19 protein-coding genes are annotated in these 20,148 nt (G+C 64.9%); 15 read left to right on the forward strand and 4 right to left on the reverse strand.

The features are described from left to right. The first annotated feature begins 66 nt into the window (after nucleotides 1–66). The 6 genes from ACVMDN_RS35000 to ACVMDN_RS35025 all read left to right on the forward strand — a co-directional run bounded on the left by ACVMDN_RS35000 (nucleotide 67) and on the right by ACVMDN_RS35025 (nucleotide 4,966). Nucleotides 67–486, forward strand: coding sequence for an HIT domain-containing protein (locus ACVMDN_RS35000; RefSeq protein ID WP_028344138.1), 420 nt, complete (start codon nucleotides 67–69; stop codon nucleotides 484–486). Between the two features lie 7 nt (nucleotides 487–493). Continuing rightward, the gene (nudC, locus tag ACVMDN_RS35005) at nucleotides 494–1,444 is read left to right on the forward strand and encodes an NAD(+) diphosphatase (RefSeq protein ID WP_076834914.1); all 951 of its coding nucleotides are present in this window, start codon (nucleotides 494–496) and stop codon (nucleotides 1,442–1,444) included. A gap of 78 nt (nucleotides 1,445–1,522) precedes the next feature. Then, nucleotides 1,523–2,470 (forward strand): sugar kinase, encoded by a 948-nt coding sequence (locus ACVMDN_RS35010; protein WP_057018982.1) that lies wholly within the window; start codon nucleotides 1,523–1,525, stop codon nucleotides 2,468–2,470. 76 nt (nucleotides 2,471–2,546) lie between these two features. Next, nucleotides 2,547–3,047 (forward strand): Lrp/AsnC family transcriptional regulator, encoded by a 501-nt coding sequence (locus ACVMDN_RS35015; protein ID WP_016848075.1) that lies wholly within the window; start codon nucleotides 2,547–2,549, stop codon nucleotides 3,045–3,047. A 160-nt stretch (nucleotides 3,048–3,207) separates the two neighbouring features. Further along, complete coding sequence (locus ACVMDN_RS35020) at nucleotides 3,208–3,519, forward strand: hypothetical protein (RefSeq protein WP_244559030.1); 312 nt, start codon at nucleotides 3,208–3,210, stop codon at nucleotides 3,517–3,519. Next, nucleotides 3,500–4,966, forward strand: a complete 1,467-nt coding sequence (locus tag ACVMDN_RS35025) for a methyl-accepting chemotaxis protein (RefSeq protein WP_076834912.1) — start codon at nucleotides 3,500–3,502, stop codon at nucleotides 4,964–4,966. Before ACVMDN_RS35020 ends, ACVMDN_RS35025 begins: the two co-directional genes overlap by 20 nt. Before the next feature lie 120 nt (nucleotides 4,967–5,086). Here the strand turns inward: ACVMDN_RS35025 and ACVMDN_RS35030 are convergent, their stop codons facing one another. Next, nucleotides 5,087–6,586 (reverse strand): phosphomannomutase/phosphoglucomutase, encoded by a 1,500-nt coding sequence (locus ACVMDN_RS35030; RefSeq protein WP_076834911.1) that lies wholly within the window; start codon nucleotides 6,584–6,586, stop codon nucleotides 5,087–5,089. 441 nt (nucleotides 6,587–7,027) lie between these two features. On the opposite strand from ACVMDN_RS35030, the gene ACVMDN_RS35035 reads away from it, so the two are divergent. Both ACVMDN_RS35035 and ACVMDN_RS35040 read left to right on the forward strand, forming a co-directional pair. Continuing rightward, the gene (locus tag ACVMDN_RS35035; RefSeq protein ID WP_076834910.1) at nucleotides 7,028–7,519 is read left to right on the forward strand and encodes a hypothetical protein; all 492 of its coding nucleotides are present in this window, start codon (nucleotides 7,028–7,030) and stop codon (nucleotides 7,517–7,519) included. 355 nt (nucleotides 7,520–7,874) lie between these two features. Beyond that, nucleotides 7,875–8,264, forward strand: coding sequence for a hypothetical protein (locus ACVMDN_RS35040; RefSeq protein ID WP_141339966.1), 390 nt, complete (start codon nucleotides 7,875–7,877; stop codon nucleotides 8,262–8,264). 276 nt (nucleotides 8,265–8,540) lie between these two features. Here the strand turns inward: ACVMDN_RS35040 and ACVMDN_RS35045 are convergent, their stop codons facing one another. The 3 genes from ACVMDN_RS35045 to hrpB all read right to left on the reverse strand — a co-directional run bounded on the left by ACVMDN_RS35045 (nucleotide 8,541) and on the right by hrpB (nucleotide 13,381). Further along, nucleotides 8,541–9,053: a TIGR02281 family clan AA aspartic protease gene (locus tag ACVMDN_RS35045; protein ID WP_092078840.1), complete on the reverse strand. Its 513-nt coding sequence runs from the start codon at nucleotides 9,051–9,053 to the stop codon at nucleotides 8,541–8,543. A 188-nt stretch (nucleotides 9,054–9,241) separates the two neighbouring features. Beyond that, nucleotides 9,242–10,693, reverse strand: a complete 1,452-nt coding sequence (locus ACVMDN_RS35050; RefSeq protein ID WP_057018987.1) for an NCS1 family nucleobase:cation symporter-1 — start codon at nucleotides 10,691–10,693, stop codon at nucleotides 9,242–9,244. Nucleotides 10,694–10,912: 219 nt separating this feature from the next. Next, on the reverse strand, nucleotides 10,913–13,381 hold the full coding sequence (gene hrpB / locus ACVMDN_RS35055; protein WP_076834908.1) for an ATP-dependent helicase HrpB: 2,469 nt from the start codon (nucleotides 13,379–13,381) through the stop codon (nucleotides 10,913–10,915). Nucleotides 13,382–13,592: 211 nt separating this feature from the next. Between hrpB and ACVMDN_RS35060 the strand changes: the two genes are divergently transcribed. The 7 genes from ACVMDN_RS35060 to ACVMDN_RS35090 all read left to right on the forward strand — a co-directional run bounded on the left by ACVMDN_RS35060 (nucleotide 13,593) and on the right by ACVMDN_RS35090 (nucleotide 20,004). Continuing rightward, nucleotides 13,593–14,660: an acyltransferase family protein gene (locus ACVMDN_RS35060; protein ID WP_076834907.1), complete on the forward strand. Its 1,068-nt coding sequence runs from the start codon at nucleotides 13,593–13,595 to the stop codon at nucleotides 14,658–14,660. A 246-nt stretch (nucleotides 14,661–14,906) separates the two neighbouring features. Next, nucleotides 14,907–15,518 (forward strand): sigma-70 family RNA polymerase sigma factor, encoded by a 612-nt coding sequence (locus ACVMDN_RS35065; protein ID WP_057018990.1) that lies wholly within the window; start codon nucleotides 14,907–14,909, stop codon nucleotides 15,516–15,518. Between the two features lie 411 nt (nucleotides 15,519–15,929). Further along, on the forward strand, nucleotides 15,930–16,685 hold the full coding sequence (locus ACVMDN_RS35070; RefSeq protein ID WP_076834956.1) for a cytochrome c biogenesis CcdA family protein: 756 nt from the start codon (nucleotides 15,930–15,932) through the stop codon (nucleotides 16,683–16,685). A 16-nt stretch (nucleotides 16,686–16,701) separates the two neighbouring features. Then, entirely contained in the window at nucleotides 16,702–17,280 is a 579-nt protein-coding gene (locus ACVMDN_RS35075) for a thioredoxin family protein (RefSeq protein WP_076834906.1), read from the forward strand. Between the two features lie 191 nt (nucleotides 17,281–17,471). Next, a complete protein-coding gene (locus ACVMDN_RS35080; RefSeq protein WP_057018992.1) occupies nucleotides 17,472–18,878 on the forward strand; it encodes a cytochrome ubiquinol oxidase subunit I in 1,407 nt (468 codons plus the stop codon). Continuing rightward, complete coding sequence (gene cydB / locus ACVMDN_RS35085; RefSeq protein WP_057018993.1) at nucleotides 18,875–19,876, forward strand: cytochrome d ubiquinol oxidase subunit II; 1,002 nt, start codon at nucleotides 18,875–18,877, stop codon at nucleotides 19,874–19,876. The genes ACVMDN_RS35080 and cydB overlap by 4 nt, the downstream gene beginning before the upstream one ends. Beyond that, the gene (locus ACVMDN_RS35090) at nucleotides 19,876–20,004 is read left to right on the forward strand and encodes a DUF2474 domain-containing protein (RefSeq protein ID WP_141339964.1); all 129 of its coding nucleotides are present in this window, start codon (nucleotides 19,876–19,878) and stop codon (nucleotides 20,002–20,004) included. The genes cydB and ACVMDN_RS35090 overlap by 1 nt, the downstream gene beginning before the upstream one ends. Nucleotides 20,005–20,148: the final 144 nt, after the last annotated feature.

The raw sequence follows: 20,148 nt of genomic DNA on the forward strand, positions 1-20,148 counted from the left end.
CCCGGCTTTGTAAGGCTGGCTTTGCGGGGCTTGTCTGGGAACACGGAAAGGCATTATTTGCCCCCCATGCCCGCCTCCAATTGGTCGCTGCATTCGCAGCTCAAGAAAGACACCATCGACATCGGCGACCTGCCGCTGTGCAAGGTGCTCGTCATCAAGGATGCGCATTATCCGTGGCTGCTGCTGGTGCCGCGGCGCGACGGCGCGGTCGAGATCATCGACCTCGACGAGGTCGCGCAGGCGCAGCTGATGACGGAAATCACCCGCGTCTCGCGGGCCCTGAAAGAGGTCACCAAGTGCGACAAGCTGAATGTCGCCGCGCTCGGCAACCTCGTCCCGCAGCTGCACGTCCACGTCATCGCGCGCCGCACCAGCGACGCTGCATGGCCGCGTCCCGTTTGGGGCGTGATGCCGCCGCTGGCGCATGACGCCGAGGAAGTGCAGAATTTCATCAGCGCGCTTCGCCGCAAGATCTGGTTGGGTTGAACATTCAATGTCTGCATTCGATTCATTTCCGCTCGGCCAGCCGGCCTTCGTCACCCACGTGCTGGACCGCGCCGCGCATCTGCGCACCAACGACGAGAAGCTGTTCGCGCTGGAAGGCCACCGCGAGGCTAGAGCCTATGTGATCTATCGCGACTCGCTGGTCGTGAAGCAGGAGGACGGCGGCGCCCGCGCGCTGCTGTCGCTGGAGGAAGCCCGCAGCTACGGCGCCAATCCCGGCACGATCTTCCTGGGGCTGCGCGACGCCGCGCCGATCTTCGGCATGGGGATCGCGCCGCAGGCGGCCGAGAAGCTGGTCGGACGCGCCGACGTCGCGATCACCGAATTGCGCGGCATGGCGATGCAGGGCGTGGTGCCGCCCGAGCAGCTCTCGGCCATCGCGATGGCGAAATCGATGGTGACCTGGCATCAGCGCCACGGCTTCTGCGCGAACTGCGGCACCCGCACGGCGATGAAGGACGGCGGCTGGAAGCGCGAATGCCCGAGCTGCAAGGCCGAGCACTTTCCGCGCACCGATCCGGTGGTGATCATGCTGGTCACGTATGGCGATAAGGTGCTGTTGGGACGGCAGAAGCAGTTCATGCCCGGCATGTATTCCTGCCTCGCCGGGTTCGTGGAAGCCGCGGAGACCATCGAGGACGCCGTGCGGCGCGAGATTTTCGAGGAGTCCGGCATCCGCTGCACCGACGTCAATTACTACATGACGCAGCCCTGGCCCTATCCGTCATCGCTGATGATCGGCTGCACCGCGCGCGCGACCAACGAGGACATCGTGGTCGACCGCACCGAGCTGGAAGATGCGCGCTGGTTCGACCATGCCGAGGCGTCGCTGATGCTGAAGCGCCAGCATCCCGAAGGGCTCGCCGGCCCGCATCCGTTCGCGATTGCCCATCATCTGCTCGGCCGCTGGGTGCATCACCAGAACCCGTTGGACAAATAGCGGGAACCGGACATCGTTCTGCCGATTAAAGCTGGACACAGTTCTGGCAGTAACGGAACCACCGCGACGGATCCCCGCATGAATTTTCAGAACGGCGCCCCGAAAGTCCCGCCCCGCATCCTCTGCATCGGCCTGCCGGTGCGCGACCTGACCTTTCGGGTCAGCGTCCCGGCGCGCGGCTCCAAGGAGAATGCGACGCATTTCGACGAGATCTGCGGCGGCAATGCGCTGAACGCCGCCATCGGCATCGTCCGGCTGGGCGGGCGCGCTTCGATCTGCGGACCGATGGGCGATTCGCAGGAGACCTCGAGCCGCTACATCTTCGACAAGCTCGCCCAGGAAGGCATCGAGACCAATCATCTGATCCACATGCCGAACCTGGTCACCCCGATCTCGGCGATCATGATCGACGACAGCGGCGAACGCACCATCGTCACCTTCCGCGATCCGGAGCTCTGGAAGGTCAAGCTGCCGCCGACCGAACTCTTGCTGGAGGATTGCGCGGCGATCCTGACCGAGAGCCGCTGCGCGCCGTTCTGCACCGAGCTTTGCGCCGAGGCGGTCAAGCGCGGTATCCCCGTGGTGGTCGACGTCGACCGCGCGATGTCGATGCGGGAGGGGCTGCTCACCGCCTCCTCCCACCTGGTGTTCTCCAGCGAGCCGCTGCAGGAGACCGCCGACGTCACCGACGACGGCCAGGCGCTGCACAAGCTCGCCAAGCTCACCCCCTCCTTCCTGGCCGGCACGCGCGGGCCGATGGGCACGATCTGGCTCAACGAGAACGGCGAGCTCGAGGAAACCCCGGCCTTCCCGGTCCATACCGTCGACACGCTCGGGGCCGGCGACGTCTTCCACGGGGCCTTCGCCCTCGCCATCACCGAGAAACAGCCGCTACGGGACGCGCTCCGCTTCGCCTCGGCCGCTGCAGCGCTGAAATGCACCCGCTTCGGGGGTGCTTATGCCGCACCGCAACGTACTGAAGTTGAAGAGTTTTTGGGTCAACACGCCGACGCCAGGCCGGCCTGAGCCGCCACGAATCGCTTGATTTGGAAGATTCTTCTCTATATGAGGGATATTGAACCCTCATATGGAACTTTCTTCTATGACCGATGTCGCCATTCAGCTTCATGACAACAGCCGCCGCCTCGATGCGATCGATCGCAAGATTCTAACCGTGCTGCAGGAGGATGCGTCGCTCTCCGTCGCCGAGATCGGCGACCGGGTCGGCCTGTCGTCGACGCCGTGCTGGAAGCGCATCCAGCGGCTGGAGGCCGACGGCGTGATCCTGCGCCGCGTGGCGCTGGTCGACCAGAACAAGATCGGCCTCGGGATTTCGGTGTTCGTCTCGGTCGAGAGCGCCGACCATTCGGAAGCCTGGCTGCGCAAATTCGCCGACGCCGTCAGCGCCATGCCCGAGGTGATGGAGTTCTACCGGATGGCCGGCGACGTCGACTACATGCTGCGCGTCGTGGTCGCGGACATGCAGGCCTACGACGTCTTCTACAAGAAGCTGATCAGTGCCGTGCCGCTGAAGAACGTCACCTCGCGCTTCGCGATGGAGAAGATCAAGTCGGTGACGGCGCTGCCGGTGCCCGCGGCGTAAGCGCCGCCGCACACCCCACACGATAGGTCGATACGCTCCCAGGTAGTTCGCCGGTTCGGTATTTACCTGAAGTTAGCGCCGGCAGCGGTATCATGCTGCGATGGAGCCGGGGGAGATCATCCCAGCGAGACGACGGCCTGCCTGGCTGGGCGCGGCCGCATTGTTGATCGCGAGCTGGATCGCGGTCGCAACGCTGTCGCTAAAGGTGCGTGCGGGCAGCGATGTGGTGGCCGTGGCCTTTCCGCCATGGTGGCGCGCCGAGCGCGCGCTGCTGGCCGCCGCATCCGCCGATGCGTCGATCGTTCGGATGACCGCGATCCCGGCCCTGCTGGTGGTGCGGCCTGACCGCAATGGCGGGCTGGGCCGGCTGTACGAGGCCGGCGCCTTGCTGACCATGGATCCGCAGGCGATCGCCGGCTGCTTCACGGCGGATGACGATCTGGGGGTTGGGGATGACCTTCGAAGGCGATGAAATGGCCGCGCTGCGCGAGACGGCGAGCAAGATCCTGCTCGTGGTGCTGTGGCTGCACGTTCCGATCGCGATCATCGTCGGCATCACACTGCACACCGACTGGCTGATGCCGGCCGGCTTCACGGTCGCGATGGCGCTGGCCGCGACGTTGTCGTGGCGCGTCTCGGGGAACGGCGTTTCAACCCGCCTGATCGTTGCCGTGGCCCTGATGGCCGGCGTGTCGATACTGGTCTACCAGTTTGCCGGCCACCGCTGGCAGGTCGACATGCACATGTATTTCTTCGCCGCGCTGGCGTGCCTCGTCGCCTATTGCGACTATCGGCCGATCGTCGCCGGCACTTTGGCGGTTGCCCTGCACCACCTGACGCTGAATTTCATCCTGCCGGCTGCGATCTATCCCGGCGGCGCCGATTTCGGTCGCGTCGTTCTCCACGCCGTGATCCTGCTGATCGAGGCCGGCGTGCTGATCTGGCTCGCGCACACGCTTGCCGAACTGTTCAGGACGTCGGCGCTGAAGGCGGCGGAGGCCGAGGCCGCCGGTGCCGCCGAGGCGCGCGCCAACGCCGAGCGCATCGAGGCCGAACGCGCCAAGCAGGATCGCGATGCCGCGCGGCGCGAGCTCGCCGCCGGCTTCGAGCGCAAGATCGGCGAGGTCGTCGAGGCCGTCGCGGTGGCGGCCGGCGCGATGCAGGACCTGTCGGCAACGATGAACGGCAGCAACGCGGAAACCATCCGCCAGGCCACCGCCGCCGCCTCCGCATCGACGCTGGCCTCGAGCAATGTGGAAACCGTCGCGTCCGCGACCGAAGAGCTGACGGCCTCGATCAACAACATCGCCGAGCAGGTGACGCGCTCGGCGCGGATCGCCGCCAAGGCCGCCGACGAGGCACGCCGCACCAACAGCGTCGTCGAAGGCCTTGCCGCCGGCACGCAGAAGATCGGCGAGGTGGTGACGTTGATCCAGAGCATCGCCAGCCAGACCAATCTGCTCGCCCTGAACGCCACCATCGAAGCGGCGCGCGCCGGCGAGCATGGCCGCGGTTTCGCCGTGGTCGCAAGCGAGGTCAAGGCACTGGCCAACCAGACCGCCAAGGCGACCGAGGAGATTTCGGCCCAGATCCAGGATATCCAGAGCGCGACCGGCGCGGCCGTCAGCGCGATCGGGACCATCGGGTCCACGATCGCGGAGATCGACCAGGTCTCCGGCGAGATCGCGGCCGCCGTCGATCAGCAGGGCGCGGCGACCCGTGAGATTTCCAGCAATTTGCAGCAGGCCGCCGATCGCACGCGGGACGTCAACAAGGGCATCCTCAACGTCAACCGCGCCTCCGAACAGGCCGGCAGCGCGACCGCACAACTGCTCGATGCGGCCAACGGCCTGTCGTCGCAATCGGAGTGGCTGAAGACCGAGCTGGACCGCTTCCTGGCCTCGCTGCGGGCGGCGTGAAGCTGCGGACACCGACCGTCGCACGCTGGCTTGACCCGCGTGCCCATCGATTTTCAAGAAAGCTTTTCCGAGATGGATTGCCGGGTCAAGCCCGGCAATGACGACCCAGGAGCACCCAGCTCAAATCTTCTGATTATACTCGCCGACCTCGGGATGCGTGCGCAGCACGGCATCCATCGCCTCGAACATGTCGTGCATGCGCCGCTCGCTGACCGGGCTTTCCACCACGACCACGAGCTCCGGCTTGTTCGAGGACGCGCGCACCAGGCCCCAACTGCCGTCCTCGACCGTGACGCGCACGCCATTGACGGTGACGAGGTCGCGGATGTTCTGGCCCGCGACCTTCCCGCCGTGCTGCTGCAACGCCTCGAAGTGCTTCACGACAGCGTCGACGACGCCGTACTTCGCCTCGTCGGCGCAATGCGGCGACATGGTCGGCGACGACCAGGTCTTCGGCAGCGCGTTCTTCAGGTCGGCCATCGACTTGCCGGGGGCGCGGTCGAGCATTTCGCAGATCGCGATCGCCGACACCAGGCCGTCGTCATAACCGCGGCCGAACGGCTTGTTGAAGAAGAAGTGGCCCGACTTCTCGAAGCCGGCGAGCGCGCCCAGCTCATTGGTGCGCCGCTTCATGTAGGAATGGCCGGTCTTCCAGTAGACCGTCTTCGCGCCCTGCTTCTGCAAGACGGGATCGGTCACGAACAGCCCGGTCGACTTCACGTCGACGACGAACTGCGCGTTGGCGTTGATCGCCGACATGTCGCGCGCCAGCATGACGCCGACCTTGTCGGCGAAGATCTCCTCGCCGGTGTTGTCGACCACGCCGCAGCGGTCACCGTCGCCGTCGAAGCCGAGGCCGACATCGGCCTTGTGCGCCAGCACCGCATCGCGGATCGCGTGCAGCATCTCCATGTCTTCGGGGTTCGGATTGTATTTCGGGAAGGTGTGATCGAGCTCGGTGTCGAGCGGGATCACATCGCAACCGATCGCCTCCAGCACCTGCGGCGCGAACGCGCCCGCGGTGCCGTTGCCGCAGGCCGCGACGACCTTCAGCCTGCGCTTCAGCTTCGGCCGGCTGGTGAGGTCGGCGATGTAGCGCGCCGGATAATTCTCGTGGAATTGATAGGAGCCGCCAGCCGTGTTGTTGAATTCGGCGTTGAGCACGATTGCCTTCAGCCGCGACATCTCGTCAGGACCGAAGGTGAGCGGACGGTTGGCGCCCATCTTGACGCCGGTCCAGCCATTGTCGTTGTGCGAGGCGGTGACCATGGCGACGCAGGGCACGTCGAGATCGAACTGCGCGAAATAGGCCATCGGCGTCACCGCGAGCCCGATGTCATGCACCTTGCAGCCCGCCGCCATCAGCCCCGAGATCAGCGCGTATTTGATCGAGGCGGAATAGCCGCGGAAATCGTGACCGGTGACGATCTCCTGGCGGACGCCGAGCTCCGCGATCAGCGCGCCGAGCCCCATGCCCAGCGCCTGCACGCCCATCAGGTTGATTTCCTTGTTGAACAGCCAGCGCGCATCGTACTCGCGAAACCCGGTCGGCTTCACCATCGGCTCGGATTCGAAGGCATAGGTGTTCGGAACCAGCGCGGATTTCGGCTTGGGAAACATGGTTCGGCCTTATGGTCGTATGCAGAAAAACATCGTCGCAGCCTTTAGCGAATGCGCGGGCCGGGCGAAAGCAGAGACTGGGGCTGGTGGCTAATAATTGCGCCAGATTTGGCGTCGGCCAATACTTGCACGCCGGCGCAATACGCCGCGCTGTTGCGCCCTACGCGCTGCTTGACCGCTAATCGCTCCGACCCAGCAGCGCGCCGAAATCGGCCACCGCAGCGAGCCGAACTGGCTGACGGCCAAGGCCGCCCCCGCCGACAGGCGGGCGTCCGGCGAAGACGATTTGCAAGCCGAACCGGAAGCGACACTTCCGCGCCATTGCGCAAGCCATCCTTCAAGCACTTGGCTTCAAACATCTAAAGCCAACCCAGCCCTCTCCGCGAGGTGCAGTCACGCGCTGGCTCCCCCGAAGGTGTCCGCAATATCTGTAGGTGATTGATGATGCCTGATTACTTTCTGGTGCCGGTGGACCATCAGCCGGATTTCGATGACTACTCGCTCGTTCCCGTTGACCACGACCCGTTCGCCGCGGATGGCGTAACTCAACAGGCGCAGATTCAGCAGCCGCCGACACCGACTCAACCAGCGCAACCCCAGCCGCAGCAGCCCGCGACAGCAGCCGGTCAGCCCGGCGTCAACGGGCCGGCGACTGGCAACAGCCCCAGCGGATCGGGTGGCGTCGCTGGCATCAAGCGCTTTGGCGGCGCCGAAGGTGGCGACTTTCCGAGCCGCAATGCGGGGATCGGTTTCGAGAGCGCGGAGCGCGCATGGGACGCTGCCCGTAAGGAAATGATAGACCTTGGTGCCCAATATTACCCGGAAGAGACCAAGAGCAGGGGCTTTATCCCGGAACTGGGCGTGGAAATTCATAAGCGCGGCGGACTATATTACTACGATCAGATAGCGCGCGGAATTACTACGATCAGATAGCGCGCGGATTCCAAGACGGAGCGCTGGGCGGTGGTGTGGGGTTTGGCGACAGCGGTGCGGTGGCACGTCGGCACATGCACTGGGATGATCAGCACGAGATTGATGGAGATCTAGACAATGCGAAGGCTTATTCGCAGAAAACTCCGGATTATCGAGCGTGGGTTGGATCTTGGGATGGGAGCTATTTGTATTGGCTTCACGGCAAGCCAACGGGGTCGAGAATGCCTGATTGGAATCGATACAAATATTGAGTCATGCCGATGAAAATGTTCGTGCTCGCCGGAGCCTTATGCCTTCTGCTCGCCAATTCAACGGTATGCAAGGCAAACTCGGGCCCCTGGTGTAAGCCGGTGTCGTGACTTTGACTTTCAAAAATCAACAAGGCGGGGATCTTGCGAAGATCGAACTTCGCACCCTCAAGGCAGTTTGCGACCGAAACCCGGAAAAGAAAGGGTTTGGGGTAGGCTTGGAACGGTCGATGCGCATTGAACACAATGGGCAATGGATTGATGTGCCGAAAGAGTGTTTATCCGTTTTTCCTTTTGGGGAAGATGAGGTGTCGCTATCGGGTGACGATGCCGGCCTAGGCATAGCTATTACCGGGAAACCGACGGAGAGAGGCGAGCGTTTAAAAGTCTCGATATTCAAACACGGTGATGAAGTCTTTTGCGTTCAGGTCGTGCGCTGCCCGAATGTCGACGACCCGCCCGGCTATATCAGAGAGTGCAGTAGGGATTTACAGTGAGCACGGCGGGAGATCGGCGCGACGCTCTGCGAAAGCGCCTCAGGTCTGACGTTGCCCGCGAACGTCTGGCGCAAATGCCGCGCCGTCGCGAAGATCGACTCGACTACGCTCTCATTCCCAAAATGTGAACAAGCAGCGCACTGAATTCCCTCGCGGCGACTCGTGTGTCCGCCTTCCTCAGTTTCGGCGGAATTTCTGCCGTTCTGAGGAGACGATGCGCATCACGGAGGAAGACATCCGGCGGAAGACTTGGATAGGCTTTGATGCCAATCGGCCTTACTGCTCCAGCAACAATTTGCCGTTGGCATATTCGAAGCGCTTCAGCTTCGACAGGAAGGACAGGCCGAGCAGGTTTTCCGACAGCGCCTCGTCGGGCAGCACCAGGGCATCGACGTCGCGCACGGTGAGGCCGCCGATCTCGATCATGGCGATGCGGGCGCGCGCGGCCTTGATGGTGCCGTTGGCAGTGGTGACGCGCGAGGTGTAATCGCCCGGCACCGGACGCAGGCCGAAGCGTGCCGCGGACGTTTCGTTCAGGGCTACCACCGAGGCGCCGGTGTCGACCATGAAGTTGATGCGCTGGCCGTCGATCCGGCCGTCGGTCGCGAAATGACCGCGAGGATCGGGCGCAATACTGAGCGTGCGGGCGCTGGCCTGCGCCACCGTGACGGCTGGGGCCATGGTCTGCTTTGTGGTGGTCGCGGCGGCGGGCGACATCTTGCTGGCCATCTGAGCCATGAAGGTGCCCAGCCCGATCAGGATGGCCGCGAAAATCATCAGGTTACGCATGACACCATACTCGGAAAACCGAACACGCAATTTCACCACGCCGCCCGCCCCGCCGCGAGCGAGGGCGGCGGCACGAGCCTGCCATTTTGGCGAAAAGGATGAGCGAAGGGTTAATGCGAGCCCCAAGGGGCGGCCGAATGACGTCGGTCGCCCGCGAGGGCCGCAATTTCCGGCCCTCAGGCCGTCTCTCAGGCCGTCCTGGCGACCGGGCTCGGCATCGCAACGCGCAGCGCGTAATAGACCGCGCCCGCGATCCCGACACCGAAGAACCAGCCATAGACCGCCCACCACGCCGGCAGGATCGAGGTGAAGTTCGGCAGCACCGACGAGAACAGCGCGCCGATGCCGGCGGCGATCAGCGCGCTGACGTTCCAGCCGTTTTGGAAGCGATATTCGCCGTTCTCCTGATACAGCGCCGGCACGTTCACACGGCCTTTGGCGATCAGGTAATAGTCGACCATCATGACGCCGAAGATCGGTCCCATCGTCGCGCCGATCAGCCCGACGAACGAGGCGGCGCTGCCCTCCCAGGGCGCGAACGGATACAGCGCCAGCGCGATCAGCGCCGCGATGTAGCCGCCCTTTTTGAAGTCGATATGCCGCGGAAACACGTTCGAGAAATCGAACGCCGGCGAGACGAAATTGGCGACGACGTTGATGCCGAGCGTCGCCACCGCGAAGGTGACCGCCGCGAGCAGCGCCAGGAACCAGCTGTCGAACTTCGCCGAAATCTGGTCGGGATGCAGCAGCACCTCGTGATAGACGTTGAACGCCGCGATCGTGGTGACGCCGGCGACCAGCGAGAACAGGATCAGATTGACCGGCAGGCCCCAGATATTGCCCTTGCGCAGCGCGGCTGCATCCGGCGCATAGCGCGAGAAGTCGCAGAAGTTGAGATAGAGCGCGGCGAAATAGGTGATCCAGGTCGCGGCGACGGCGCACAGCGCCGGGAACGAGCCGGGCACGCCGGGTACGCCAGCCTCCTTGGTCTTCTCCAGCAGCACGTCCTGCGGGATCGGCGCGGTGAGCGAGATGCCGCCGGCCGCGATGCACAGATAGATCGCAAGGATCAGCATCATCAACCACACCGCAGGTCCCGCCCAGTCCTGGAAGCGCCGCACCGTTTCCATGCCGCGCTGGATGATCAGGAGCTGCAGCGCCCAGATCACGACGAAGCAGATCACCTCGAGCGTGGAATGGCCGAGCATATGGCTGGACTGGTGGAACGCCTTGAAGCTGTCGATGCGCGTCAGCAGCGCAACGATCGCGCCCGAGGCCGCCGCGGTCTGCGCCCCGTACCAGAAGCAGGCGACGACGGCGCGGACCAGCGCCGGAATGTTGGCGCCCCAGACCCCGAACGAGGCGCGCGCCAGCACCGGATAGGGCACGCCGGTCCTCACGCCGGCATTGCCGATCAGGCTCATCAGCACGAAGATCACCAGCGACCCGACGCCGATCGCGAGGATGAAATTGACGAAGCTGCCGCAGAGCAGGAACAGGCTGGCGGCGAGATAATAGCCCCACAGGCTATGCACGTCCGAGGTCCAGACGTTGAAGATGCTGAAGGCGCCCCAGTTACGTTCCTTGGCCGGCGCCAGGTCTTCGTTGTACAGCGACGGCGATGCGTTCTTGATCTCCACGGTGACCTCCCCAAACTGCGAGCCCGTGATCCCATCCCAGCGTGCAAATCTAACCACCGTTTGCGGACGCTCGCCAGCGTTACGTCCCGGATGGTGCGGGTCTATGCCCGTCATTGCGAGCGAAGCGAAGCAATCCATCGTGCGGCATGCGCGGAACGATGGATTGCTTCGTCGCTATCGCTCCTCGCAATGATGGCGATGCATGAGATTCGCGACCCGTCACGTGCCGCGCGGTTTCACGCGCCTGGTCGGCATCGCGCTGGCGGGATCTTCCGGCCAGGGATGGCGCGGATAGCGGCCGCGCAGGTCGGAACGCACCGCAGCGTAACTGCCGCGCCAGAAGCCGGGCAGATCGCGCGTCACCTGCACCGGCCGCTGTGCCGGCGACAGCAGTTCCAGCACCAGCGGCACCGCGCCCTTGGCGATCGAGGGATGGGTGTTGAGCCCGAACAGCTCCTGCAGCCGCACCGCGATGGTCGGGCCCTGCTCGGCCTCGTAATCGATCGCGAGCTGCGTTCCGGTCGGCGCCTCGAAATGCGTCGGCGCCTCGCGATCGAGCCGCGCGCGCAATTCCCACGGCAGCAACGCCATCAGCGCGTCCGACAGGTCGCCGGCGGACAGGTCCTTCAGCCCGGTCTTGTCGTAGAGCGCCGGCACCAGCCAGTCGTCGGCACGCGCGGCGAGCGCGGTGTCGGACAGATCGGGCCAGCTCTCGTCCTCGGCCTTGCGCAGGAACATGACACGGTCGCGCCATTGCTTGGAGTGCTTCGACCACGGCAACCGGTCGAGCCCGGCCGCGATGAGCCCGTCGGCGAAGACGCGCGCGGTCTCGGCCGAGGGCGACAGCGACATCGGTGCTTCCGACAGCGTGATCGCGTGCAGCGAACGCCGGCGCCGCGCGCGCAGCGCCATCGCGCCGCGGTCGAACGTCACCTCTTCCACGTTCTCGATCTGGTCGGCGAAACGCTGCTCGATCTCCTCCTGGGTGATCGGCGCCGCCAGCAGGATGCGGCCGCTCGCGGCCGTGCCGGTCAGTTCGGCGACCGCGATATAAGGCAGCCGCGCCAGCGCCGCGGTCTGCTCGACGGCGGCGCCGCGGCCGTTGGCCAGCACGAAGCTGCCATTGCCGCGGTTCCGGGCGACCCGATCCGGGAATGCGAAGGCCAGCATGACGCCGGTGGAGAGATCCTTCGCTTCGCCGACAGCCGACTTCACCTGCGCGGCCCAGCGCGCCGCCATGCTGCGAGCGCTCGATGCGCGCTGCGAACGGTCGCGGCGGAACTGGTCGAGCCTGACGTCGAGATCGACACTGTCGCCGCCGAGCCCGCGCTCGGTCAGAACCGCGGCGATCTCGGCCGCCTCCTCGCCCATACCGAAGCGAGCGGAATCCACGATCATGCGCGCCAGCCGCGGCGGCAGCGCCAGCGCGCGCAGGCTCTGCCCTTCGTCTGTAATGCGGCCATCACCGTCGAGCGCCCCGAGCTCCGACAGCAGCGATCTGGCTTCCTTCAGCGCCGGTCCCGGCGGTGGATCGAGGAAGGCAAGGCCCGCGGGATCGCTGACGCCCCATTGCGCGAGGTCGAGCACCAGCGAGGACAGATCGGCGGAGAGGATTTCGGGCGCGGTGTAGGCCGGCAGCGACGCGGTCTGCGGCTCGTCCCAGAGCCGGTAGCAGACGCCGGGCTCGATGCGGCCGGCGCGGCCGCGCCGCTGATCGACCGCGGCGCGCGACGCCCGCACGGTCTCGAGCCGCGTCAATGCAATGTCTGGCTCGTAGCGCGGCACCCGCGCAAGGCCAGAGTCCACCACAATGCGGACGCCCTCGATGGTCAGCGAGGTCTCGGCGATCGAGGTCGCCAGCACCACCTTGCGGGTGCCCTTCGGCGCCGGCGCGATGGCGCGATCCTGCACGCTGGCATCGAGCGCGCCGAACAGCGGCACGATCTCGACAGAGGCGTCGTGCACACGCTCAGTGAGGAAGGTCTGGGTGCGGCGGATCTCGGCGGCGCCCGGCAGGAAGGCAAGCACCGAGCCGGCATCGGCACGCAGCGCGGTCGCGATCGTCTCGGCCATCTGCCGCTCCAGCGGCGCGTCGACCTTGCGGCCGACGTAACGGGTCTCGACCGGAAAGGCGCGCCCCTCGCTTTCGACCACCGGCGCGTCGCCGAGCAGTTTTCCGACGCGTGCACCGTCGAGCGTTGCCGACATCACGAGGATCCGCAGATCCTCGCGCAGGCCGGTCTGCGCGTCGCGCGCCAGCGCCAGCCCGAGATCGGCATCGAGCGAGCGCTCGTGGAATTCGTCGAACAGCACCGCGGCGACGCCGTTGAGCTCGGGATCGTCGAGGATCTGGCGCGAGAAGATGCCTTCGGTGACGACCTCGATCCGCGTCGCGCGCGACACCTTCGAGCCGAAGCGCACGCGATAGCCGACGGTCTCGCCGGCACGCTCGCCGAGCGTCTTCGCCATCCGCTCCGCGCTGGCGCGCGCGGCGATGCGGCGCGGCTCCAGCACGATGATCTTCTTGCCCTTCGCCCAGGGGGCATCGAGCAACGCCAACGGCACGCGCGTGGTCTTGCCGGCGCCCGGCGGCGCCACCAGCACCGCGGCGTTGTGGCCCTCAAGCGCGCGATCGAGCTCGTCGAGCACGGCGTCGATCGGCAGCGGACTATCGAATTGGCGCGGCAAGGACTTTCATCATCGCAGTGGCGCTCGGGCCGGTGCGTCCCATGGTTAACAAATGGTCTCTTCTCTTGGATTCCTCGGCCTCTTAGACCATTCGCCGGCTACGGGAAACCCGCGGAAAGGTCCGGTTTGGTGGCACACCATTTGTATCAATAAAGGAGAAAGCAACCGATCGGGCCGATGATAGGCCCGATCACGCCGAAACGAGACAAAGATGACCACGAACGGCACAGCCGCTGCGACAGATCGTTCCGCCCCAGGCGCGAGCGGACGCGTCGACTGGGTCGACTATGCCAAGGGCATCTGCATCATCATGGTCGTGATGATGCATTCGGTGCTGGGGGTCGAGAAGGCCGCCGAGCAGACCGGCTTCATGCATTACGTCGTGATGTTCGCGAAGCCGTTCCGGATGCCTGACTTCTTCCTGATCTCGGGCCTGTTCCTGTCGGTCGTGATCGATCGCGACTGGCGCACCTATCTCGACCGCAAGGTGATGCACTTCGCCTATTTCTACGTGCTCTGGGTGACGATCCAGTTCGGCTTCAAGGCGCCGTCGCTGGCCGCCGAGACCGGTTGGCCCCAGGTTGGACTGCAATACCTCGAATCCTTCATCGAGCCGTTCGGCACGCTGTGGTTCATCTATCTGCTGCCGATCTTCTTCGTCGTCACCAAGCTCGCGCGCAACGTCCACCCGCTCGTGATCTGGCTGATCGCAGCAGCGCTGGAGACCGCGCATGTCGCGACCGGCTGGACCGTGATCGACGAGTTCTGCTCCCGCTTCGTCTACTTCTACACCGGCTATGTCCTCGCCGATTACGTGTTCGCGCTCTCGGACCGCGCGCGGGCACGGCCTGCGCTTGCCCTGCTCGGGCTTGGGCTCTGGGCGCTGATCAATGGCGGCCTGGTTGCGCTCGAGGTGAGCGAATGGCCGGTCGTCTCGCTGGCACTCGGCTTTGCCGGCGCCTGCGCGATCATCGTGACCGGCACGCTGCTGGCGCGCGCGCACTGGCTTGGCTTCCTGCGCTTCTGCGGCGAGCATTCGATCGTGATCTATCTCGCCTTCTTCCTGCCGATGGCGGCGTCACGCACCCTTCTGCTGCGCTTCGGCGTCATCCACGACATCGGCCTGATCTCGCTGATCGTGACCGCGGTCGGCGTCGCCGGCTCGCTCGTGATCTGGCGGCTGGCGCTGGCGGCGCGGGCCAATTTCCTGTTCGAACGGCCCGATGCGTTCTGGATTGCCCCGAAAAAGGCGGCGCCCTCGCTGCAGGCGGCCGAATAAGCCCCGACAGTGCCAGAAGTCATAACAGCCGGATTCGTTCCGACGGCGGGAATCCGGCCGTTCGAATTTTCCTCGCATTGAAATTATTGGCTTTTTGGTCCCGGATGTTTCGTCGTCGGGCCGGCGACGAAACAATTCTCCCGTTCACGAAACCATTTTCCGCTTTTCGCGCAGACATCCGGAAACGGGCCGTAACTAACAATTCTCCCAACGAACCGCCGCCCAACGGCGAACTGGGAGCCTGTCATGCCGAACGTCATCGCCATCAACTCTGCAGCCACGAAGCATATCGACGCTGCTCGCGCGACCTCGGATGAAACGCTGCTCGCGCGTATCGCCAAGAATAACCGCACCTCGATGCACACGCTCTATTCCCGTCATAACGTCCGGGTTTACCGCTTCGTGCTCCGCATGGTGCGCGACACCACGATGGCCGAGGACCTGGTGAGCCAGGTGTTCCTGGACGTCTGGCGCACCGCGGCCCAATTCGAGGGCCGCTCGCAGGTCTCGACCTGGCTGCTCTCGATCGCCCGCTTCAAGGCGCTGACCGCGCTACGCCAGCGCAAGCATGAGGACATCGACCAGGACGACGTGCTGGAGATCGCCGACGGCGCCGACACGCCGGAAACCTCGCTCGATCGCGCCACCACCAGCGAGATCCTCCGCGCCTGCGTGGCCAAGCTGTCGCCGGCTCACCGCGAGATCATCAATCTGGTCTACTACCATGAGAAGTCGGTCGAGGAGGCCGGGCAGATCATCGGGATCCCGCAGAGCACGGTGAAGACCCGCATGTTCTATGCCCGCAAGCAGCTCGCCGACCTCCTGCGGGGTGCCGGCGTGGATAGCGTCGCCGCATAAAAGACTGCAAATTCAATACCTTAAAGGGAAATCGCGCGACCCGGGCAATTATCCACGAAGCCGAAAAAACCAGGCGACGAAACAATTGAAACAATCGACGACATCACCCGGAAAAACGCGACCTCTATACCTATATCCAACGACGCAACCCCAACTCCAATCCACTGAACCGATTTCGATACCTCTTCGTTCTAACCTCCCAAGTAGCCTCCAACGACCCGGCCGGGATGCCCCCCAGCCGGGTCGCTCTGTATTTGGCGCGACGTCGTGAAGCCGAGTGCACCTCGCCTCACACAGACGTGACGCGGCCCGCGACCGGCCCGCCGTAACGGCCAAACCGTCCTCGCGAAGAACATCAGGCGTACCCGGCACGGCCCTCTGGCGCGCCGGGACTCTGATGGACGGATGACGATGCTCAGCCTTGCCCTTGCCCTGCTTGCCGGTGTCGCCACCGTCGCCGCCCCTTGCACCCTGCCGATGCTGCCGATCCTGCTCGGGGTATCGATAGGCCAGACCGGCAAGGCGCGGCCCGCGATGATCGCGCTCGGTTTCGTGATGTCATTCTCTGCGGTGGCATTGCTGCTGAGCGCGATCACGCGCGCCTTCGATTTCGATCCGAACGTGCTGCGGACCGGCGCGGCCGTGCTGCTCGCGGGCTTCGGCCTCCTGATGATCTGGCCGGCGCCGTTCGAATGGCTGTCGATCCGGCTCACCGGCGCTACCAAAGCGTTTTCGAGCGAAGTGGATACCGGTTCGCGTCAAGAAAACACGTCCAAACAAGGGGGCAGCCTCGGTCATGCCGCGCCGTCGCAAAGCCTGTTCGGCGGCTTCGTGCTCGGCTCTACGCTCGGCCTGGTGTGGACGCCGTGCGCCGGCCCCGTGCTCGGCTCGATCCTGACCATCGTCGCGACCTCGAAGGACACCGCGTGGGCGAGCCTGCAGCTCGTCACCTACGCGATCGGCGCCGCGATCCCGATGCTTGCGATTGCCTATGGCGGACAGGCCGTCACCACGCGCGCGCGCAGCATGGCGCGGATCGCGCCGCGCCTGCAGCAGGGCTTCGGCGTCGTGATCGTCGCATTCGCCGCGCTGTCCTACCTGCAATACGACACGCTGATCGTGGCGTGGCTGACCCAGTTCTATCCCAACGGCCAGATCGGCCTGTAAGCCAAAGGAGATATCGATGTCCCTGCGCTTGATTGCCGTATCCGCTCTGGTTACGGGCCTTGGCCTCGGCGGCGCCGTCATTCCCGGCCTCTGCACCGAGTCAGACGCGCCGGCACAGCCAGTGCCGCGGGCGATCGCCATGACAACCGGACAGAGCCAGACCGCGCCCGAATTCGTCGGCATCAGCAACTGGTTCAATTCGCAGCCGCTCAGGCTCGCCGACCTGCGCGGCAAGGTCGTGCTGGTGGATTTCTGGACCTATGGCTGCGTCAACTGTGTCAACACGCTGCCGCACGTCACCCAGCTCTATTCGAAGTACCGGGATCGCGGCCTCGTCGTGATCGGTGTCCACACGCCGGAATTCCCGTTCGAGCATTCGGCCTCCAACGTACAGGCGGCGCTGAAGCGGCACGGCATCCTCTATCCGGTGGCGCAGGACAACAATTCGCAGACCTGGAACGCCTACCGCAACCAGTATTGGCCGGCGCAATACGTGATCGACCAGAACGGCAAGATCGTGTTCCAGCACGCCGGCGAGGGACAGTACGACGAGATCGACCGCACCGTCGCGCGGCTGCTCAACGCCAACAGCTAAAGCCTGATGAAAATCAGGTTGAGCTGGAACGGCGTCGAAAGCTCACCTCTCCCCGACGGGGAGAGGTGAACCGGGACCGCGCCAAGCCGATCCAGCCAAAACTCAACCCGCTCCAGTCGGACAATCCGCCCTCTTTGTCGTCACAGCTGACGTGGTAAGGTCCACGCCAGGTCGACGACGGATGGTGCGTAATGTTCGAAGGCTGGGATGCGGTCGTACTCGCCCGCGCGCAATTCGCTTTCACGATGTCGTTCCACATCGTGTTTCCCGCATTCTCGATCGGGCTTGCGAGCTATCTCGCGGTGCTGGAAGCGCTGTGGCTTGCCACCAGGCGCGAGGTCTACATCAACCTGTTCAATTACTGGCTGAAGATCTTCGCGGTCGCGTTCGGCATGGGCGTGGTCTCGGGCATCGTGATGTCCTACCAGTTCGGCACCAACTGGTCGTCCTTTGCCGACAAGACCGGGCCGGTGATCGGCCCGATGATGGCCTATGAGGTGCTGACCGCATTCTTCCTGGAAGCCGGCTTCCTCGGCGTGATGCTGTTCGGGCTCGAGCGCGTCGGCCCCAGGCTGCACTTCGTGGCGACGTTGATGGTCGCGATCGGCACGCTGATCTCGGCGTTCTGGATTCTGTCGGCCAATTCCTGGATGCAGACACCGACCGGCCACGCCGTCAACGCCGATGGCCAGTTCGTCGCCGCCGACTGGCTCAAGGTGATCTTCAATCCGTCGTTCCCCTATCGCCTCGTGCACATGGTGCTGGCGGCGTACCTTACCACCTCGCTCGTGGTCGGCGCGGTCGGCGCCTGGCATCTGCTGCGCGACCAGCATCTGGCGGGAGCGCGCGTGATGTTCTCGATGGCGATGTGGATGGCCACCCTCGTGGCGCCGATCCAGATCCTCGCCGGCGACCAGCACGGCCTCAACACGCTGGAGCACCAGCCCGCCAAGGTGATGGCGATGGAAGGGCATTACCAGAGCCACAAGGACGGCGCGCCACTGATCCTGTTCGGCTGGCCCGACCAGCGTGAAGCGAAGGTCAAGTATGCGATCGAGGTGCCGAAACTGTCGTCGCTGATCCTGAAGCATTCGCTCGACGCGCCGCTGGCCGGCCTCGACACCGTGCCGCGCGAGAACTGGCCGCCGGTGCCGATCACCTTCTGGTCGTTCCGCATCATGGTCGGCCTCGGCTTCCTGATCATGGGGCTCGGCCTGCTCAGCCTTTTGATGCGCTGGCGGGGGATGATGTACCAGTCGTCGCTGCTGCATCGCTTCGCCGTGCTGATGGGCCCCGCCGGCTTCATCGCGGTGCTCGCGGGCTGGATCACCACGGAGACCGGGCGGCAACCGTTCACGGTCTACGGGCTGCTGCGGACCGCCGATTCGGCGTCGCCGCTGGCGGCGCCCGCGGTGGGCTCGTCGCTGATCGCCTTCATCATCGTCTATTTCGCCGTGTTCACCGCGGGCGTGATCTACATCCTGCGGCTGATGGCGCAGCCGCCGCATCCCGGCGAGCAAGGCCCGACGAAGGATCTTCCGGCCCGCGCGGCCGGCATCACGCCGGCGGCGGGCGCAGCCGTGGAGGGCGCGCGATGATCGATCTCGCCACGATCTGGGCCTTCATCATCGCCTTTGCCGTGTTCGTCTATGTCGTGATGGACGGCTTCGATCTCGGCCTCGGCATCCTGTTCCCACTGTTTCCGCAAAAGACCGACCGCGACGTCATCATGAACACGGTGGCGCCGGTGTGGGACGGCAACGAGACCTGGCTGGTGCTCGGCGGCGGCGGCATGATGGCGGCGTTTCCGCTGGCCTATGCGGTGCTGATGCCGGCGCTCTACACGCCGATGATCGCGATGCTGCTCGGCCTCGTGTTCCGCGGCGTCGCCTTCGAATTCCGCTGGCGGACCCAGAAGGCGCGCAACAAATGGGATATCGCTTTCGCCGGCGGCTCGCTGCTTGCGACACTGGCGCAGGGGATCGCGCTCGGCGCCATCCTGCAGGGCATCCATGTCGAGGGCCGCCAATACGCCGGCGGCTGGTGGGATTGGCTGACGCCGTTCAGCGTCCTGACCGGCGTCGCGCTGGTGATCGGCTACGCGCTGCTCGGCGCGACCTGGCTGGTGATGAAGACCGAGGGCGAGCTGCGCGACCGCGCCTATCATCTGAGCTGGATGTTGTTGGTCGCGATGCTGGGCGCAATCGGCGCCGTCAGCATCGCGACGCCTTTCCTCAGCGTGCAGTACACCCAGCGCTGGTTCGCCTGGCCCAACATCATCCTCACCGCGCCGGTGCCGATCGCGGTCGCCGCCGTCACCGCACTGCTGCTGCGCGCGCTGAGCAACAAGAACGACCACCAGCCGTTCTTCCTGACGCTCGGGCTGTTCGCGCTGTCCTATGCCGGACTCGGCATCAGCATGTATCCGTACATCGTGCCGCAGAGCATCACGATCTGGCAGGCGGCGGCACCGACCAACAGCCAGGTCTTCATGCTGGTCGGCGTCTCGATCCTGGTGCCGCTGATCCTCGGCTACACCGCCTGGGCCTATTGGGTGTTCCGCGGCAAGGTGCGCCCCGGCCACGGATACCACTGATGCCCGAGAGCCCGAATCAGCGGCCGCTCGGCCAGCGCCTGCTGTGGTTCGCAGCGCTCTGGCTCGGCGGCGTCGGCACCGTGGCGCTGATCTCGTTCGCCTTGCGACTCTGGATCGCGCCGAAATGAGGCGGCCCGCGCAACGTGCCGCGACAATCAATGACAAAAAACAGAAGCATTACAGGGATATACCTGTGATGCCGCCCTAAGCTTGCCATCAAGCTGCCGCTGAGATTTGATGCTGCCTGATTTGCGGGTGGAGCAACCATTTGG

This window comes from Bradyrhizobium sp. USDA 4510 (assembly GCF_054059095.1).

Coding starts and splice junctions, on each gene's coding strand:
- ACVMDN_RS35000 (WP_028344138.1), top strand. CDS start 67: ATGCCCGCCTCCAATTGGTCGCTGCATTCGCAGCTCAAGAAAGACACC.
- nudC (WP_076834914.1), top strand. CDS start 494: ATGTCTGCATTCGATTCATTTCCGCTCGGCCAGCCGGCCTTCGTCACC.
- ACVMDN_RS35010 (WP_057018982.1), top strand. CDS start 1,523: ATGAATTTTCAGAACGGCGCCCCGAAAGTCCCGCCCCGCATCCTCTGC.
- ACVMDN_RS35015 (WP_016848075.1), top strand. CDS start 2,547: ATGACCGATGTCGCCATTCAGCTTCATGACAACAGCCGCCGCCTCGAT.
- ACVMDN_RS35025 (WP_076834912.1), top strand. CDS start 3,500: ATGACCTTCGAAGGCGATGAAATGGCCGCGCTGCGCGAGACGGCGAGC.
- ACVMDN_RS35030 (WP_076834911.1), bottom strand. CDS start 6,586: ATGTTTCCCAAGCCGAAATCCGCGCTGGTTCCGAACACCTATGCCTTC.
- ACVMDN_RS35035 (WP_076834910.1), top strand. CDS start 7,028: ATGATGCCTGATTACTTTCTGGTGCCGGTGGACCATCAGCCGGATTTC.
- ACVMDN_RS35045 (WP_092078840.1), bottom strand. CDS start 9,053: ATGCGTAACCTGATGATTTTCGCGGCCATCCTGATCGGGCTGGGCACC.
- ACVMDN_RS35060 (WP_076834907.1), top strand. CDS start 13,593: ATGACCACGAACGGCACAGCCGCTGCGACAGATCGTTCCGCCCCAGGC.
- ACVMDN_RS35065 (WP_057018990.1), top strand. CDS start 14,907: ATGCCGAACGTCATCGCCATCAACTCTGCAGCCACGAAGCATATCGAC.
- ACVMDN_RS35070 (WP_076834956.1), top strand. CDS start 15,930: ATGCTCAGCCTTGCCCTTGCCCTGCTTGCCGGTGTCGCCACCGTCGCC.
- ACVMDN_RS35075 (WP_076834906.1), top strand. CDS start 16,702: ATGTCCCTGCGCTTGATTGCCGTATCCGCTCTGGTTACGGGCCTTGGC.
- ACVMDN_RS35080 (WP_057018992.1), top strand. CDS start 17,472: ATGTTCGAAGGCTGGGATGCGGTCGTACTCGCCCGCGCGCAATTCGCT.
- cydB (WP_057018993.1), top strand. CDS start 18,875: ATGATCGATCTCGCCACGATCTGGGCCTTCATCATCGCCTTTGCCGTG.
- ACVMDN_RS35090 (WP_141339964.1), top strand. CDS start 19,876: ATGCCCGAGAGCCCGAATCAGCGGCCGCTCGGCCAGCGCCTGCTGTGG.